At 64.1% G+C, this 17245-nt stretch carries 13 protein-coding genes, 1 tRNA gene and 1 pseudogene; 4 read left to right on the top strand and 11 right to left on the bottom strand.

Translation table 11 applies throughout. The annotated features are described in order from the left end of the window. From rpmI to thrS, 3 genes are all read right to left on the bottom strand, one after another. Positions 1-198 carry a 50S ribosomal protein L35 gene (gene rpmI / locus ICJ04_RS06855; RefSeq protein WP_002811096.1) on the bottom strand — a complete coding sequence of 66 codons (198 nt, stop codon included), beginning with the start codon at positions 196-198 and terminating at the stop codon, positions 1-3. A 485-nt stretch (positions 199-683) separates the two neighbouring features. Next, positions 684-1211, bottom strand: a complete 528-nt coding sequence (infC, locus tag ICJ04_RS06850) for a translation initiation factor IF-3 (RefSeq protein ID WP_342029549.1) — start codon at positions 1209-1211, stop codon at positions 684-686. A 64-nt stretch (positions 1212-1275) separates the two neighbouring features. Then, positions 1276-3177, bottom strand: coding sequence for a threonine--tRNA ligase (gene thrS / locus ICJ04_RS06845; protein WP_188326773.1), 1902 nt, complete (start codon positions 3175-3177; stop codon positions 1276-1278). Positions 3178-3562: 385 nt separating this feature from the next. On the opposite strand from thrS, the gene ICJ04_RS06840 reads away from it, so the two are divergent. From ICJ04_RS06840 to ICJ04_RS06825, 4 genes are all read left to right on the top strand, one after another. Continuing rightward, positions 3563-3880: a hypothetical protein gene (locus ICJ04_RS06840; RefSeq protein WP_188326772.1), complete on the top strand. Its 318-nt coding sequence runs from the start codon at positions 3563-3565 to the stop codon at positions 3878-3880. Continuing rightward, entirely contained in the window at positions 3880-4143 is a 264-nt protein-coding gene (locus ICJ04_RS06835; RefSeq protein ID WP_188326771.1) for a hypothetical protein, read from the top strand. Before ICJ04_RS06840 ends, ICJ04_RS06835 begins: the two co-directional genes overlap by 1 nt. A 10-nt stretch (positions 4144-4153) precedes the next feature. Beyond that, positions 4154-5716 carry a PepSY-associated TM helix domain-containing protein gene (locus tag ICJ04_RS06830; protein ID WP_188326770.1) on the top strand — a complete coding sequence of 521 codons (1563 nt, stop codon included), beginning with the start codon at positions 4154-4156 and terminating at the stop codon, positions 5714-5716. Between the two features lie 232 nt (positions 5717-5948). Next, the gene (locus ICJ04_RS06825) at positions 5949-7313 is read left to right on the top strand and encodes an insecticidal delta-endotoxin Cry8Ea1 family protein (protein ID WP_188326769.1); all 1365 of its coding nucleotides are present in this window, start codon (positions 5949-5951) and stop codon (positions 7311-7313) included. A gap of 126 nt (positions 7314-7439) precedes the next feature. Here the strand turns inward: ICJ04_RS06825 and pnp are convergent. The 8 genes and pseudogenes from pnp to ICJ04_RS06785 form a co-directional block, all read right to left on the bottom strand. After that, positions 7440-9547, bottom strand: a pseudogene (gene pnp / locus ICJ04_RS06820) (polyribonucleotide nucleotidyltransferase). Positions 9548-9696: 149 nt separating this feature from the next. Beyond that, a complete protein-coding gene (gene rpsO, locus ICJ04_RS06815) occupies positions 9697-9957 on the bottom strand; it encodes a 30S ribosomal protein S15 (RefSeq protein ID WP_188326768.1) in 261 nt (86 codons plus the stop codon). A 171-nt stretch (positions 9958-10128) separates the two neighbouring features. Continuing rightward, positions 10129-11040: a tRNA pseudouridine(55) synthase TruB gene (truB, locus tag ICJ04_RS06810; RefSeq protein ID WP_188326767.1), complete on the bottom strand. Its 912-nt coding sequence runs from the start codon at positions 11038-11040 to the stop codon at positions 10129-10131. A gap of 96 nt (positions 11041-11136) precedes the next feature. Further along, positions 11137-11520 carry a 30S ribosome-binding factor RbfA gene (rbfA, locus tag ICJ04_RS06805; protein WP_188326766.1) on the bottom strand — a complete coding sequence of 128 codons (384 nt, stop codon included), beginning with the start codon at positions 11518-11520 and terminating at the stop codon, positions 11137-11139. A 95-nt stretch (positions 11521-11615) separates the two neighbouring features. Beyond that, a complete protein-coding gene (gene infB / locus ICJ04_RS06800) occupies positions 11616-14258 on the bottom strand; it encodes a translation initiation factor IF-2 (RefSeq protein WP_188326765.1) in 2643 nt (880 codons plus the stop codon). A gap of 92 nt (positions 14259-14350) precedes the next feature. Beyond that, positions 14351-15862 (bottom strand): transcription termination factor NusA, encoded by a 1512-nt coding sequence (nusA, locus tag ICJ04_RS06795; RefSeq protein ID WP_188326764.1) that lies wholly within the window; start codon positions 15860-15862, stop codon positions 14351-14353. 4 nt (positions 15863-15866) lie between these two features. Further along, positions 15867-16451: a ribosome maturation factor RimP gene (rimP, locus tag ICJ04_RS06790; protein ID WP_188326763.1), complete on the bottom strand. Its 585-nt coding sequence runs from the start codon at positions 16449-16451 to the stop codon at positions 15867-15869. A gap of 357 nt (positions 16452-16808) precedes the next feature. Next, positions 16809-16885: transfer RNA gene (locus ICJ04_RS06785), tRNA-Met, on the bottom strand. Positions 16886-17245 lie beyond the last annotated feature (360 nt).

The raw sequence follows: 17245 nt of genomic DNA, 5'->3' as shown, positions 1-17245 counted from the left end.
TCAGAGGTAAGGGAGCATGCGGTCCAGACGGCCGGCGTCTTCTGCGCGGACGTGATTCGTCTGCCGCAGGTTACGCTTCCGCTTGGTCGCTTTCTTCGTGAGGATATGGCTACGGTTTGCGTGGCCGCACTTGTACTTGCCCGAGGCGGTCTTGCGGAAACGCTTGGCCGCCGCCCGGTTGGTCTTGATCTTGGGCATTGCAATGTCCTTGATGGGATATGACCCTGGTTTCTGACTGATCTGGCGGTGGCCGTGGCCACTCTTTCCGTCCTGCCATGATCCGCGTACGACCCCTCCTGATGGGTCGAGCCGGCAATCATACAGGGGAAATGGGCCTCGGGCAACGCGATTGATGTCAGCGAACGGGTGACACCCCCTCGCGCCGACGCATGCAACGCGGTTGCCGGGGCTGGGCCGGACGGGGCAGGCTGCACGGGGCACGCTGCAAGTACGTCCATGTAAGCTCCTTTCCGCCCGTCCGGGGCTCCAAGGGCCCCGTGCAACCTGCCCCGCCCGGCCCGCTGACGGTTTCCGCAATCCGCCGGCCGCGCAGAAAAAAAGAAAAGCGGGCAAAGCAGATGCCTGCCCGCTCGTCATCCCCGGAAAAGCAGAAAGGCGCCATGAGCGCCTTTCCACCGTGACGATTCAGCCGCCAGGCGCCCCGCAGGGCAGCCCGTCAGGCTTTATGTCTTCTTCTTCGGAGCAATCATCATCACCATCTGACGGCCTTCCAGGCGCGGACGGGATTCGATCACGATGTCCTCGCCCAGATCGGTCTCGATCCGGCTGGCGATTTCACGACCCAGTTCCTGATGGCTCATTTCGCGGCCACGGAAGCGGATGTTGACCTTGATCTTGTCGCCCTCTTCGAGGAAACCGCGCATCTTGCGCAGCTTGATCTGGTAGTCGCCCTCATCCGTGACCGGACGGAACTTCACTTCCTTGATCTCGACCTGCTTGCTCTTCTTCTTGGCCTCGCTGGCCTTCTTCTGGGCTTCGAACTTGAACTTGCCGAAGTCCATGATCTTGCACACCGGCGGATCGGCCTGCGGCTGGATCTCGACCAGGTCCAAGCCCTCGTCTTCGGCCATGGACAGTGCTTCGTCGCGCGTCAGCACGCCGATCATCTCACCGTCACTACCGATCACGCGGACGCGCGGGACACGGATTTCCTGATTCCTGCGATTCTGTTTGTTGTCAGGGGTACTGATATTGCGATCTCCCAAGGGGGTTGAACCGACCCGCGCGCCTTTGCGCACGGGTCGGACCTTTTGATTACGCGCCTTCGGCCTGCAGCCGCTCAACGAAGGCCTGGAGACTCATGCTGCCCAGATCCTCGCCGGAGCGCGTACGCACCGCGACCGCGCCGTTTTCCTTCTCACGGTCACCAATGACCAGGAGGTACGGCACGCGCTGAAGCGTGTGCTCGCGAATCTTATAACCGATCTTCTCGTTACGCAAATCGGCGGTAACGCGGAAGCCTTGATCCGCAAGGGATTTGCGCACCTCGCTCACGTATTCAGCCTGTGCATCGGTGATGTTGGCCACCACCACCTGCGTCGGCGCCAGCCATGCCGGGAACTGGCCGGCGTGGTGCTCGATCAGGATACCGATGAAACGCTCCATCGACCCCACGATCGCCCGGTGCAGCATGACGGGGTGCTTCTTCTGGCTGTTCTCGTCCACATACTCCGCCCCCAGGCGTCCCGGCATCATGAAATCGACCTGCATGGTGCCCAGCTGCCAGGTACGGCCGATCGCGTCCTTCAGGTGGTACTCGATCTTCGGCCCGTAGAAGGCGCCCTCGCCCGGCAGCTCCTGCCATTCCACGCCACAGCTGGACAGCGCCGAGCGCAGCGCGCCTTCGGCCTTGTCCCACGTGGCGTCGTCGCCCAGGCGCGATTCCGGGCGCAGTGCGATCTTGATCTGGATGTCCTCGAAACCGAAGTGCTGGTACACCGCCAGCGCCTGCTGGTGGAACGCCGTCACTTCGTCTTCGATCTGCGATTCGGTGCAGAACACATGGCCGTCGTCCTGGGTGAAACCGCGCACGCGCAGGATGCCGTGCAGCGCGCCGGAGGGCTCGTTGCGATGGCAGGAACCGAACTCACCGTAGCGGATCGGCAGGTCGCGGTAGCTGTGCAGGCCCTGGTTGAACACCTGGATGTGGCCCGGGCAGTTCATCGGCTTGACCGCGTAGGTGCGCTTCTCCGATTCGGTGAAGAACATGTTCTCTTTGTAGTTGTCCCAATGGCCGGACTGCTTCCACAGCGACACGTCCAGGATCTGCGGGCAGCGCACCTCGCCATAGCCACTGTTGCGGTAGACCTTGCGCATGTACTGCTCCACCACCTGCCACAGCGCCCAGCCCTTCGGGTGCCAGAACACCAGGCCCGGCGCCTCTTCCTGCAGGTGGAACAGGTCCTGCTGCTTGCCGATGCGGCGGTGGTCGCGCATTTCCGCTTCTTCGATGCGCTTGATATAGGCATCCAGCTGCTTCTTGTCGGCCCACGCGGTGCCGTAGATGCGCTGCAGCTGCTCGTTCTGCGCATCGCCGCGCCAGTATGCGCCCGAAATGCGGGTCAGCTTGAACGCTTTGAGGAAGCGCGTGTTCGGCACGTGCGGACCACGGCACATGTCCACGTATTCCTGGTGGTAATACATGCCCATCGCCTGGATGTCGTCGGACATGTCTTCGATCAGGCGCAGCTTGTAGTCCTCACCACGCGCTTTGAAGATTTCCACGACTTCGGCGCGCGGGGTCACCTTTTTCACCACGTCGTAGTCCTGCGCGATCAGCTCGCCCATGCGCTTTTCGATCGCGGCCAGGTCATCCGGGGTGAACGGACGTTCGGACTGGATGTCGTAATAGAACCCTTCGGCAATGACCGGGCCGATCACCATCTTGGCGTCGGGGTACAGCTGCTTCACCGCGTGGCCGACCAGATGCGCGCTGGAGTGGCGGATGATCTCCACGCCCTCCTCGTCCTTGGCGGTGATGATGCGCAGGGTCGCGTCATGATCGATCACGTCGCTGGCATCGACCAGCACGCCATCCACCGAGCCGGCGAGGGTGGCCTTGGCCAGGCCGGCGCCGATCGACTGGGCGACGTCCATGACGCTGACGGGATGTTCGAATTCGCGGCGGCTGCCGTCGGGAAGGGTGATCGTGATCATCGGGATATTTTTTCTGGCAAGGCCCGCGCAGGGGCTGGAATGCGGATCCGGGCAGCGCCCGGATAATAAAAAAGCGCCACGAAGGCGCCTGCAAGTGGGCCGTCGGGGCAGGTCAGCGGTGGGCGGTGGTAGTGCTCATGTCACACGCTCGGCCGGCGCTGGGCGCGGGCCACCTTGGTTCCAGTCAGGGTATCCACGCTGATCTTAAACCAGCCTGCCGCAAAGCCCAAGGTCAACACCGTGTCCGGCCTGAATAGCCCAGGCTGGCGGCGGCAAATGGCAATGATTACCATGCTCAGGCAATCGGCCCTGCCTTTCCTTCCGGCTCCCCCATGACCCCCTCTTCTGATCGTCCGTCCACACGCGCCATGGGCTTGATCGCCGCATGATCCAGGTTCCCACCATCGGATTGTCTTCGTTGGGTTTCTGTTCGCTTGCCTTGGCAGCGTCGATATTCTCCACGATGGCCTTCTATGCCGCCTCCCGGCACTGCCGGTGGCCGCGCGTGCACCGTGCCGGCCGGCTCGGCCGCGAGATCGGCACGGTCGCAGCGGTGGCTTCGCTGTGGTTGTGGATGGCCAACCTGGGTGTCGGCGCAGGCCTGGTGGTGATGCTGTGCAGCTGGATGGCCATGGCGATGCTGCTGCCCGCCCTGGCCGCTTGGCACCGGCCGCACGCACACCCCGCCAAGGCGCGGCGCTGATGTGGGGCCGCGCATCGGCGGGCATCGTCGTCGGCTTCCTGGTCGCCGCCGGACTGACCGGTCTGGTCGCCTGGCTGCCCCCCGGGCACTGGCAGGCCGCTCTGGTGCCGAGCCTCATCGCCTTCATCCCGCTGTGGATGCTTGCAGCGATCTGGGCCTTCAGCTTCCGCACTGCGGCACGCGCATGGGCGCTGTTGGGCGCAAGTGCGGCAGGCATCTTCCTTCTTCTATGGCTGCTGCGCCTGTCCGGCGCGGTGCAGTGAGTAACCGCACATGAAGTTCAGCTCGCAGACCCTGCGTACGTTCACCACGCTGCACACCTGGGTTGGGCTGGTGGCAGGCTTCGCGCTGTTCGTGGCGTTCTATGCCGGAGCCCTGACGGTATTCCACCATGACGTGCCGTTGTGGCAGACCCCGCAGGCCGTGACCCAGGCGCCCGCCACGCTGGCGGACACCCAGCGGTTGCTTGACGGGGTGCTGGAGCGCCATCCGGCTGCACGCACGCACGTGGGCATGACCTTCCCCGGCGGCGACCACCCGCAGCCGATCGCCTACTGGCAGGACGCCAAAGGCGTCTGGCAGTACGCCTGGCTGGATCACTACGACGGCAGTGTCACCCCGCCGCAGACCGGCCTGGCTGAGCTGGTCAATGAACTGCATTACACGCTGGGCCTGCCGGTGGCCGGCATCTACCTGATGGGCATCGTCAGCCTGTTGTATGGCGTGGCCCTGCTCAGCGGACTGGTGATCCACCTGCCCAAGCTGGCCGGCGATCTGTTCGCGCTGCGGCCGGGCCGCAACCTGAAGCAGTTCTGGCAGGACGCCCACAATGTGGTCGGTGTGCTCAGCCTTCCCTTCCACCTGATGTTCGCGGTGACCGGGGCGTTGTTGTGCCTGGTCTTCCTCCAGATGGCCCTGCTCAACCCGCTGGTCTACGACGGCAAGCTGCTGCAGGCCGTGCCGGCGGCGATGGACACCGCGCCCGTCCGTGCCCCCAGCGGCACCACCGGACGAGGCGTGGACCTGGCCGACCTGCATGCCCGTTCATTGCAAGCCGCCCGCGACCAAGGTGTGCAGGGCTTTGAACCGGCCTATCTGAAGCTGGCAAATGCCGGCGACGCGATGGCCACGATTGAGATCACCGGTGAATCGGAGGGCACACTGGGGCCGGCAGGCGCGGTGGCCTTCGACGTCGCCAGTGGCAGACTGCTGGCCAGCCAGCTGCCGGGCCAGCGTGATGCGAACCATGCCACCCTCAGCGCGGCCTATGCCCTGCACTTCGGGGAATTCGGCAATGGACTGGTCGCCTGGTTGTATTTCCTGATGGGCCTGGGCGGCGCCTTCCTGTTCTACTCCGGCAACCTGTTGTGGATCGAATCGCGGCGCAAGCGGCGGCAGGTCGAGCAGGGGCGCGCGCAGGTCAACATGGCGCGAGCGACCGTCGGCGTGTGCATCGGCCTGGTGGTCGCTATCTCCGCGGCCTTCGTCGCGGCACAGCTAGTGGAACGGTTCGCTCCGCACAGCGTCGACGCGGGCATCCGCTGGGTGTGCTTCGGCAGTTGGGCAGCCTGTGTACTGTGGGCTGCGCTGCGGCGCCCGGCGCAGGCAGCACGTGAACTGCTGTGGGCGGCTGCGATCGTGACCGCTGCAGTGCCGGTAGCGCATGGTGCGCTTACCGGATACTGGTGGTGGACCAGCGCCGGCCAGGGCTACTGGCCGCTGTTCTGGGTGGACGCGGTCGCTGTGGCGATGGCGGTTGGTTTTGCGGTGATTGCACGCGCGACCGCACGGCGCGCGCGTGACGGCGACCCGAACAGTGTCTGGGCCGACGCGTAATCAACGCAGAGGTGTGGCCGGGCGAGCGGCTGCGGCGACTTCCAGCGGGCAAGCCTGACGGCTATCGGCTTGGTCCACCGATGGGGTCAGTGTCCGCACAGTGAGAGGATCCTTAGAACTCGGCGACAGGGTGTCGCCGCTTCGAAAGGACCCTGCCATGCGTATCCCGCTCAAGCCGGACAGCAATGCACCCGGTGCCCCCTCGCCTGATGGATGCAGCAGAAGGCGCTGGATGCAGACCACTGCACTTGCCACCGCAGGCATGTTGATCGTTCCCAACGCGTTGGCACTGCCAGCCGATGGACACGCCCTGCTCTTGCAGCACCGCCCCCAGCCACCGCGTGCTGTTTCGTCAGACGATGCCTATGGCCTGCTGCGCGACGGCATCCTCGCCTCGCTCAATCTGGTACCTACGGTCGGCGGATTTCTTTCCTACATCGGCGCCCTTGTCATCCCGGCAGCTGGCGAATCGCCTGAAGCAACATGGCGCCGCTACACCGACCAGAAAATATCGGAGTCACTCTTTGCGAGTGTGCGTGCCGACCTGGTCGGCCTGAGCGACGTCGTCTCTCTGTACATCAGGACGGTAGCCTCAGGTGATGCAAAGGCAGTGCAGGCGCAGAGCATTGCAGCGAACAGTCTGATGACTGCACTGCTGCCGCGGTTCCAGATTCCCGCAGAGGCGCTCGAGTTGCTTCCCCTGTTTGCCATTGGCGCGACGCTGCACCTGGCGCTGCTGCGGGACATCGCCCTGACAGGAAAAGCCGTTGGATTCGAGGATGCGTACGTGCAATTCGTGGCAGAGGAATTAACCACACGAATCGCGTCTTATACCCGCCATGCCGACCTATGCCAGCGCAGGGCGCTGGAAAAAGTCCGCGACGATAATCCGACCGGCAGTGAGCCTGATCGCCGCAACCAGCCGATGAGCGCCATGCTGGAGAAAAGAACCTCGCTCTACTTGACCGTACTCGATCAGCGGGACACATGGTATGCATTCGACAGCAGGAAACACCCCGGTCGTACAGAGGTCTATCTCACCAGAGAAGTGTTTACTCCGGTGATTGGGTGGTGGGATTCCGCCTCCACGCCTCCAACTGAACTGCCTGCCTGGCCCGCACCAGCGGGCAGCCTTGACCAGATCAGCGCATGGAGTGACGGGAGGCCGGACGCCAGGTATCTGACCGGATTCAGCTGCCGGTACAGTGATGGCAATGAGACGAAAACGGGCACGTTGAAGGGCGAGGTCCAAACGCGCGACCTGGGCGCGGCATTTCTCACCGTTGATCAGGTCCGGAGCCATGTATCGGCCGCAATGGGTGGAATCGAGGTGCGCAGCCAGCCCGGTGGACGACAGACGTTGCTGGGGAGAGAGCCCGGGCGTCATGACCGCACCGTGACAAGCGCTGTTGACCAGCATCGGCTGTCGTCGGTGCGCGCCATTGGCCGCGGCAAAGATCACGTCGACGGTATGGTCAGCGGTTGTGTGCTGGGCTTCCAATTGGTCCACCAGGCCCGACGGGGACCGTCCGTGGAGGTACTGGATCGCGTCCGCCCTCACTTGCCGAGATCCCTGCTAGCTTGGCTGACGAGCTGAACAGGCAATGCCCAAAACAAACAACGCCCCTGACGGGGCGTTGTTTGTCTGGAGCAGATGGAGTGCCGCGACGCGCCGTGGGCGACAACTCCTGGTCGCCACCCACCGCGATCGAGTTTCGGCCGATTACTCGGCAGACACACCCTCGCCTTCTTCGACGGCCTTCATGGACAGGCGGATACGGCCCTGCTTGTCCACTTCCAGCACCTTGACCTTGACCACATCGCCTTCCTTCAGCACGTCGCCGACCTTCTCGACGCGGTCGCTGGAAATCTGCGACACGTGCACCAGGCCATCCTTGCCCGGCAGGATGGTGACGAATGCACCGAAGTCCATGATCTTGGCGACCTTGCCTTCGTAGATGCGACCCGGCTCGACGTCCGAGGTGATCTGCTCGATGCGTGCCTTCGCGGCCTGGGCAGCGATGGCATTGACCGAAGCGATGACGATCGTGCCGTCATCCTGGATGTCGATCTGCGTACCGGTTTCCTTGGTGATGGCCTGGATGGTGGAACCACCCTTGCCGATCACTTCGCGGATCTTGTCCGGGTGGATCTTGATGGTCAGCAGGCGCGGAGCGTAGTCCGACAGCTCCTGACGCGGCGCGGACAGGCCACTGGCCATCTCGCCCAGGATGTGCAGACGGCCGGCCTTGGCCTGCTGCAGTGCCTGCTTCATGATCTCTTCGGTGATGCCTTCGATCTTGATGTCCATCTGCAGGGCGGAAATGCCCTCAGCGGTACCAGCGACCTTGAAGTCCATGTCACCCAGGTGATCTTCATCGCCCAGGATGTCGGACAGGACGACGAAGCGCTCGCCTTCCTTGACCAGGCCCATGGCGATACCGGCAACCGGCGACTTGACCGGCACGCCGGCGTCCATCAGGGCCAGCGAGGAACCGCAGACCGATGCCATCGACGAGGAGCCGTTCGACTCGGTGATTTCCGACACGACGCGGATGGTGTACGGGAAGGATTCCAGCGACGGCATCACTGCCAGCACGCCGCGCTTGGCGAGACGGCCATGACCGATTTCGCGACGCTTCGGGCCCATCATGCGGCCGCACTCACCCACCGAGTAGGGGGGAAGTTGTAATGGAACAGGAAGTTGTCCTTGTACTCACCGGACACGGCGTCGATGACCTGACCGTCGCGAGCGGTGCCCAGGGTGATCGCGACCAGGGCCTGCGTCTCACCGCGGGTGAACAGCGCCGAGCCGTGGGTACGCGGCAACACGCTGGTGCGCACCGAAACCGGGCGCACGGTGTCCAGCGCACGGCCGTCGATGCGGACCTTGGTGTCCAGCACCGAGTTGCGCATGGTGCTGTATTCCAGCTCGCCGAATTCCTTCGACAGTTCGGCCGGGTTCCAGCCTTCAGCGGCCACGCGGCCTGCCAGCGACTCGACCACGTCCTTCTTGATCGACGAGATGGCGTCACGGCGCTGCAGCTTGTCACGCACCTGGAAGGCTTCGCCCAGACGCGGGCCGATGGCTTCCTGCAGGGCGCTGATCAGCGCATCGTTCTTGGCCGGGGCAACCCACGTCGACGGCTTGGTACCGGCTTCGGTGACCAGCTCGTTGATGATGTGGATGACCTTCTGCATTTCGCGGTGACCGAAGGTCACGGCGCCCAGCATCACGTCTTCGGACAGCAGCGCGGCTTCGGATTCCACCATCAGCACGGCGTTGGAGGTACCGGCAACCACCAGTTCCAGCTCCGAATCCTTCAGCTCGGTCACGGTCGGGTTGAGGATGTACTCACCGTTCTTGTAACCGACCTTGGCAGCGGCGATCGGACCCTTGAACGGGGTGCCGGCCAGGGCCAGGGCAGCGGAGGCGCCGATCAGGGCCGGGATGTCACCGTCGATGTCCGGGTTCAGCGACATGACCGTGGCGATGATCTGCACTTCGTTCTTGTAGTCTTCCGGGAACAGCGGACGGATCGGACGATCGATCAGACGCGAGATCAGGGTTTCCTTCTCGGTCGAGCGGCCTTCGCGCTTGAAGAAGCCACCCGGAATACGGCCACCGGCGTAGAACCTCTCCTGATAATCAACGGTCAGCGGGAAGAAGTCCTGGCCCTCACGCGCGCTCTTTGCAGCAACGGCGGAGACCAGCAGTACGGTGTCGTCGAACTTGACGATGACCGCGCCGCCGGCCTGGCGCGCGATTTCGCCGGTCTCAAGCGTGACGGTATGTTTGCCGTACTGGAAGGTTTTGGTGATTTTTGCCACGGAGGGTGTCCTTGGGGATGCTGTCTGCGAATGGACCGTCGGCGACCCATGCCGCCTGCGGGTGACCGGTGTCCCGGTCTGAATGCGATGAAAAACGATGCTGCAAAACAAAACCGCGGCGCATCACTGCGCCGCGGAGGATTTCTTGCTTAGCGACGCAGGCCAAGCTTTTCGATCAGACCCTTGTAGCGGGCAACGTCTTTCTTCTTCAGATAGTCGAGCAGGCTGCGGCGGCGGTTGACCATCTGCAGCAGGCCACGACGGCTGTGGTGATCCTTCTTGTGGGTCTTGAAGTGGCCGGTCAGCAGTTCGATGCGTGCGGTCAGCAGGGCGACCTGGACTTCCGGGGAACCGGTGTCGGTGGCGCTGCGCTTGTTGTCTTCAATTACCTTCTGGGTGTCGATCGACATTGCTTTTTCTCTTTTGATGCGGGGCCAGCAGGAACGTGTTCACGCACCGCTTGGCTCGCCGTAGGCTGATGATGAACCTGCAGGACGCAGGCTACCCTGTAAAGGGCCGCAAAATTGTAACGGGAGCGACCTCCCGGAACAAGGACCTGGGCTGAATCGCCCGGTTGCATGTCACGGATTGAAGCGTCGCTGCGAGGCCAACAGGCCGGTTTCGTCTACCTGGCCCAGGCCGCATACGCCGCCGGCTGCGTCATGCACCACGACCAGCCCGCTCGGCCATGACGTATCGCGCAGCCGCTGGCCCATGCAGAATCGCGCAGCCTGCTGTTCATCCAGATGTACAGGCGGATACGCAACCAGGCCGGCCGCCAAGGGCAACAGATGGGCTTCCATCCCCGCCTCATCGCCGGCATCGGCCAGCGTACGCAGTTGGTCCAGGGTCACCATCACCGGATCGAGGAAGGGTTCCACCCAGAGGCGTCGCAACGCGCCGATGTGCGCGCCACACCCCAGCGCCTCGCCAAGGTCACGGGCGATGCTGCGGATATACGTCCCGGAGCCACAGGTCACGCGCAGGCGCAGGCGATCAGCCTGCTGCTCAAGCACCGTGATCGACTGGACATGGACGTCGCGCTCGGGCGCATCGATCACCTCGCCACGCCGCGCCTTGAGATACAGCGGCTCGCCGCCCTGCTTCAACGCCGAATACACCGGCGCGCGCTGGCGGATGTGACCCACGAACGGAGCCAGCGCAGCCTGCAGCGTATCGGCACTGATGGACGGCACCGGCCGTTGCAGCAGTACCTGGCCCTCGGCGTCGTCGGTGTCGGTGCTCTGCCCCAGCACGATGTCGGCGTCATACGCCTTCGCCGAGCCCAGCAGCAGGCCGGCGATCTTGGTCGCTTCGCCAAAGCACAGCGGCAACAGCCCGGTAGCCAGTGGATCCAGGCTGCCGGTGTGGCCGCCCTTCTCTGCCCGGAACAGGCGGCGCGCACTCTGCAGCGCAGCGTTGGAGCTCATGCCGGTCGGCTTGTCGAGCAGCAGAATGCCGTCAAGGCGACGGAATTGAATACGGGGTTTCATTGTGGAACGCCAACGTTGGGAGCGCCGAGCCATGCTCGGCGGGCAGGATCCGTGCCCGCAGGCAGTCGCCGAGCAGCGCTCGACGCGACGGAGTCCTTATTCTTCGTTGCCTTCGCGCTTCTTTTCCGCCGCCAGCGTATCGGGCAGCTCGCGCAGCAGGTTGTCGATGCGTTCGCCGCGATCGACTGAATCATCGTAGTGGAAGTGCAGTTCGGGCACGTGGCGCAGCTTCATCGCGCGCGCCAGGTCCATGCGCAGCTGCCAGGCCAGTTCCTTCAGGCCCTTCATTGCTTCTTCGGATCGTTCCGCCATCAGCGCAGTAACGAAAATCTTGGCATGAGACATGTCGCGGGTGATTTCCACATCGGACACGCTCACCGAGGGCAACCCGTGTACACGCACGGCGTTGTGCACCAGGGTGCCGAGCTCGCGGCGGATCTGGGCGGAGACACGGTCGGTTCGATGGAAAGTCTTGGGCACGCGGCAGGGCTCTTTGTATTTGGAGTAATGACAGCAGTCTAACGGGTGGTGCCTGAAAGCAGGACCGGGCCTTTCGGCCCGGTCCCTTGCAGCCGTTACAGGGTGCGCGGCACTTCGATACGCTCGAAGCACTCGATCTGGTCACCCGGCTTGACGTCGTTGTACGCCTTCACGCCGATACCGCACTCGGTACCATTGCGGACTTCGTCGACGTTTTCCTTGAAGCGGCGCAGCGATTCCAGCTCGCCCTCGAACACCACGACACTGTCGCGGAGCACGCGGATCGGCTTGTTCCGCTTGACGATGCCTTCCACGACCATGCAGCCGGCCACTGCGCCGAACTTCGAGCTGCGGAAGACGTCGCGCACATCGGCGATACCGATGATCTCTTCGCGGATCTCCACGCCCAGCAGGCCGGAAGCCACCTGCTTCACCTGATCGATCACGTCATAGATGATCGAGAAGTAACGCAGGTCGACGCCGTTGGATTCAATCAGGCGACGGGCCGAAGCGTCCGCACGCACGTTGAAGCCGATGACGGTGGCCTTCGAAGCGACCGCCGAGTTGGCGTCCGATTCGGTGATGCCGCCCACGCCGGAGTGGATCACGTTGATGCGGATGTCGTCGTTGGACAGACCGACCAGCGCCTGGCTGAGCGCCTGCACCGAACCCTGCACGTCGGCCTTGATGACCAGGTTGAGGACCTGCTGGCCCTCGCCCTTGCCCAGCTGCGCCATGATGTCTTCCATGCGGCTGCCGGCAGACTGCACCAGGCGCGATTCGCGGCGCTTGGTTTCGCGCTGCTGTGCAACGTCCTTGGCCAGACGCTCGTCGTCGACCACGGTGAAATCATCACCCGCTTCCGGCACGCCGGACAGACCCAGCACCTGCACTGGAATGGACGGACCGGCCTGGTCCGGCTGCTTGCCGGTTTCGTCGAACAGCGCACGCACGCGGCCGTACTGGATACCGCACACCAGGTAATCGCCCTTCTTCAGCGAGCCCTGCTGCACCAGCACCGTCGCGACCGGGCCACGGCCCTTGTCCAGCGAGGATTCGATGACCACGCCACTGGCGCGACCATCAGACACCGCCTTCAGCTCGAGCAGCTCGGCCTGCACGGAAATGGCTTCCAGCAGGTCGTCGATGCCCAGGCCGGCCTTGGCCGAAATCTCGACCATCTGGATGTCACCACCGAAGTCTTCGGACACGACCTGCTCGGTGAGCAGTTCGTTCTTCACACGCATCGGATCGGCACCGGACTTGTCGATCTTGTTGATCGCCACGATCAGCGGCACGTTCGCCGAACGGGCGTGCTGGATCGCTTCCTTGGTCTGCGGCATGACGCCGTCATCGGCGGCCACGACCAGCACCACGATGTCGGTCAGCTTGGCGCCGCGGGCACGCATCGAGGTGAAGGCAGCATGGCCCGGGGTATCCAGGAAGCTGATCACGCCCTTCGGCGTTTCCACGTGGTAAGCACCGATGTGCTGGGTGATGCCACCCGCTTCGCCGGTAGCGACCTTGGTGCGGCGGATGTAATCCAGCAGCGAGGTCTTGCCGTGATCGACGTGACCCATGATGGTGACCACCGGCGGACGCGAGACGGCTTCGCCGCGCTCTTCACCGGCAGCGGCCAGCAGCGCCTCTTCCACGTCATCATTGCCGGCGCGGACCACGACATGGCCCAGCTCTTCGGTCACCAGTGCCGCGGTGTCGTGGTCGATGCTCATGGTGATGGTCGCCATGACGCCCATCTTGAACAGCGCCTTGACCACTTCGCCGCCCTTCAGCGCGAGCTTCTGCGCCAGGTCGGCCACGGTGATGCTGTCACCGATCGCCACTTCACGCACGACCGGTGCGGTCGGCCGCTCGAACGCGTGCGGACCACTGTTCTGGCTGCCGCGCATGTCACGACGGCCCGGCTGCGGGCGGCTGCCCGGACGGCCACGGTTGTTGTTGTTGCTGTTGCCACGACGCGCGCGATCGGCGGCCGACAGGTGCATCTGGCCAGCGAAACGATCGCCGCCCGGACGGTCGGTACGTGCCGGACCCCGGTTGTTGCGGTCATCCGAACGCGGCGGTGCGGCGCCACGCGGCGGCGCGGACGGGCCACCGGCCGGCGGACGCGCAGCACGCGGTGCGGCAGGCGCAGCGGCATCGGCCGGTCGCGCAGCCGGACGGCTGGCAGCTTCGGCTTCGGCCGCCTTGGCCGCGATGGCAGCTTCTTCAGCGGCCTTCTTGTCTGCCTCGGCGCGCTCCTTGGCAGCGACCTCTTCTTCGCGCTTGCGCACGATGGCTTCATCGCGCAGGCGGTCTTTCTCCGCCAGCGCTGCCTGTTCATCAAGATTGCGCTGGCGGGATTCCTCCAGCTTGCGCAGGATGTCGGCGCGCTCCTCATCCGGGGTCATGCGCGCAGCCGCCTTGTCGTAGGTGCGCTTCTGGCGCACTTCCACGTTCACGGTGGTCTTGCTGCGACCCGCATTCACCGTCACTTCCTGGTGCTTGCGGCGGTTCAGGGTGATTTTCTTCGAAGCCTCGGTGGCTTCTTCGACGGCCTGCTCGGGCTTGCCATGGGCACGGCGAAGGAAGCCCAGGAGCTTCACCTTCTCGGTGCTGGTCACGACCTGTTCTGGGCCGCTGAACTTCATGCCGGCACCCGCCAGCTGTTCCAGCAGTTTTTCAACCGGTGTATTGACCAGTTCGGCAAGCTTGCGGATGGTGGTTTGCTGCGACATTCGGATCCTATGATCTTGAGGGCGCCCCCCCGTTTTTGGAGGTAGCGCGGATTCTACGCCCTGATCGGCTCAGGGCCCTGTTCATTGCCGGCTCATTCGCCGCGTTCCAATCGGGCGATTTCCTCGGCACGGGCGGACAGGATCAGCGCCGCGGCGCGCTCCTGGTCCAGCCCCTCGATGCCGAATTCAACCACCTCGTCGGCAGCCAGGTCCGACAGGTCCTCACCGGTGCGCACGCCATGGCTGGCCAGGGCGTAGGCGGTAACCTCGTCCATGCCTTCCAGGGCCAGCAGGTCGTCGGCAGGAACGCCGTCTTCCAGGCCTTCTTCAACGGCCAGCGCCTCGTTGAGCAGCGCGTCACGGGCTCGTGCGCGCAGTTCCTCGACGATGTCCTCGTCGAAGCCTTCCACCGCCAGCAGCTCGCCGACGGGTACATACGCGATTTCTTCGACAGTGCCGAAGCCTTCGCTTACCAGGATGCTGGCGATCTCTTCGTCCACTTCCAGCTTGTCCATGAACAGCTGGCGGGCCGAGGTCTGCTCGGCTTCGGACTTGGCGGTCACCTGATCCTGGGTCATCACGTTCAACTGCCACCCGGTCAGGCGGCTGGCCAGGCGAACGTTCTGTCCGCCCTTGCCGATGGCCTGGGCCAGGCGGTCTTCCGCCACGGCCAGATCCATGGAGTGCTTGTCTTCATCGACGATGATCGACTGCACTTCGGCCGGCGCCATCGCATTGATGACGAAGTTGGCCGGATTTTCGTTCCACAGCACGATGTCCACGCGCTCGCCATTGAGCTCGTTGGACACGGCCTGCACGCGCGAACCGCGCATGCCGATGCAGGCACCGATCGGGTCGGTACGGGTGTCGTGGGCCAGCACGGCGATCTTGGCGCGGTCGCCCGGATCACGTGCGCAGGCCATGATTTCCACCAGGCCCTGGCCGACTTCCGGCACTTCGAGCTTGAACAGCTCGATCATGAACTCCGGCGCGGCGCGGCTGATGAACAGCTGCGGGCCACGCGGCTCGGAGCGCACTTCAGCCAGATAGCCGCGGACGCGGTCACCGGCACGCAGCACGTCGCGCGGGATGCCTTTGTCCTTCGGGATGAAGCCCTCGGCGTTGCCGCCCAGGTCAACGAAGATATTGCCGCGCTCGGCACGCTTGACCACACCGGTGATCAGCTCGCCGACGCGATCCTTCCATGCATCCACCACCTGCTGCCGCTCGGCCTCGCGCACACGCTGCACGATGACCTGCTTGGCGGCCTGGGCGGCGATGCGGCCGAAGTCCGGGTTTTCGATCTGTGCTTCGACGTAGTCACCGACTTCAGCACCTTCCTGTTCGTCGATGGCATCCATCAGGCGGATCTGGCGGTCCGGAGACTCCATGACCACGTCGTCAGCGACCACTTCCCAGCGGCGGAAGGTTTCGTACGTGCCGTCCTTGTGGTCGATGACCACGCGCGCCAGCACTTCCTCGTCGGGGTAGCGCTTCTTCGCGGCCGACGCCAGAGCGGCTTCGATCGCGTCGAAAATCACTTCACGCGGCACGCCTTTTTCATTGGCGACCGCGTCAACTACCAGCAGAAGTTCCTTGCTCATTGGCTCACTCCGCGCGCGGCTTCTTGGCCGCAGGCTCGTTGGATGGATTCTTGTTCGGCTTCGGCTGCTTGGCAGGACCGGTCGGCTTGCTCGGGGCCAGCCCCAGCGCCACCCAGTCCGGCATGATGCGTGCCTTGTCGATGTTGTCGGCCGACACCACCAGCGTGGTCTTGTCGACAGTGAAACTGATCGTGCCCTGCTCTGCGTCGACCGAATCGATACGGCCCTGCAGACGGCGACGATTCTCCTGCGGCAGCTTCAGCTGCACCTTGGCGTTCTGCCCCAGGTGCTGGCCGAACTGCTGCAGGTTGAACAGCGGACGGTCCACGCCAGGCGATGAAACCTCCAGCGTGTAATTTCCGCTGATCGGATCTTCGACGTCCATCTGCGCGGACACTTCGCGACTGACGCGCTCGCAGTCCTCGACGTTGATGGTGCGCTCGTCCTGCTCGGCGATCAGCACGTCGATGTACAGACGCAGCGTGGCGCCGCCGGGTGCGGGCAGATACTCGACGCCCAGCAGTTCCAGGCCCAGCGCATCGACGGTGGGGCCGAGCAGATTCGCGATTTCGGTTGCCTTGTCGCTCACAGCCTGCCTTGTTGTTGAATGTGGATGGTGTCCGGACCCGCAGTGGGCCCGTTCCGGAAACGAAAAAGGGCCCGCTGGGCCCTTTGTCCGGTGAAATCCGGTCATTGGATTCCGGCCGCAGGGCGCGCTGACGCGATCCCCTGCGAAGCCCAACTTCTGGTCGAAGCCGGTGGCGGGATGGTCGCACTCATTGCAGAGCCCACCATCAGATATACCGCCAGCCCGCTGATGATAGACCTTGCACCGGGTTGGTGCAAGCTGCGGATGCTGCCTGTGCCTGCGGAGGCCCTTCCCTGCAAGGCTCCAACGAAAAAAGCGACCCCGTTTCCGGAATCGCTTTTTCGTCTGATGCCTAGTTGGTAGCGGGGGCAGGATTTGAACCTGCGACCTTCGGGTTATGAGCCCGACGAGCTGCCAGACTGCTCCACCCCGCACCAGAAGCGGAATTATGCAGCATTCTGCTGCGCCGCGCAACCCCCGCTCAGCTTTTCCTGTTGGTTTGGGTGGTCGAACGGGTGGAAACCCCCTCGCGGCTGGCTGCTGCGAAGCCGGAGCTCGGGCCGGGCCGGGCGGTGGGGCTGCGCGGGGGACGCGCACGAGTACGTCCATGTAGCGCTCGTTTCGCGCCATCCATGGCGCTCAACGCCCCCGCCCAGCCCCACCGCCCGGCCCCTGACAGGTTCCGTGGCCGCCCGCCGCGTATGAAAAAAGAAAAAAAGCGGTAGCGCCGAGCCATGCTCGGCGGAAACCATCAGACCCCCTCCCCTTCAACATCCGCCGACCACGGGTCGGCG

Origin of the sequence: Stenotrophomonas sp. 169, from assembly GCF_014621775.1 — a bacterium.
Taxonomy (GTDB): Bacteria; Pseudomonadota; Gammaproteobacteria; order Xanthomonadales; family Xanthomonadaceae; genus Stenotrophomonas.
Note: the sequence above shows the minus strand (reverse complement) of the source record. Positions and strands in the feature narration are given on the sequence as shown.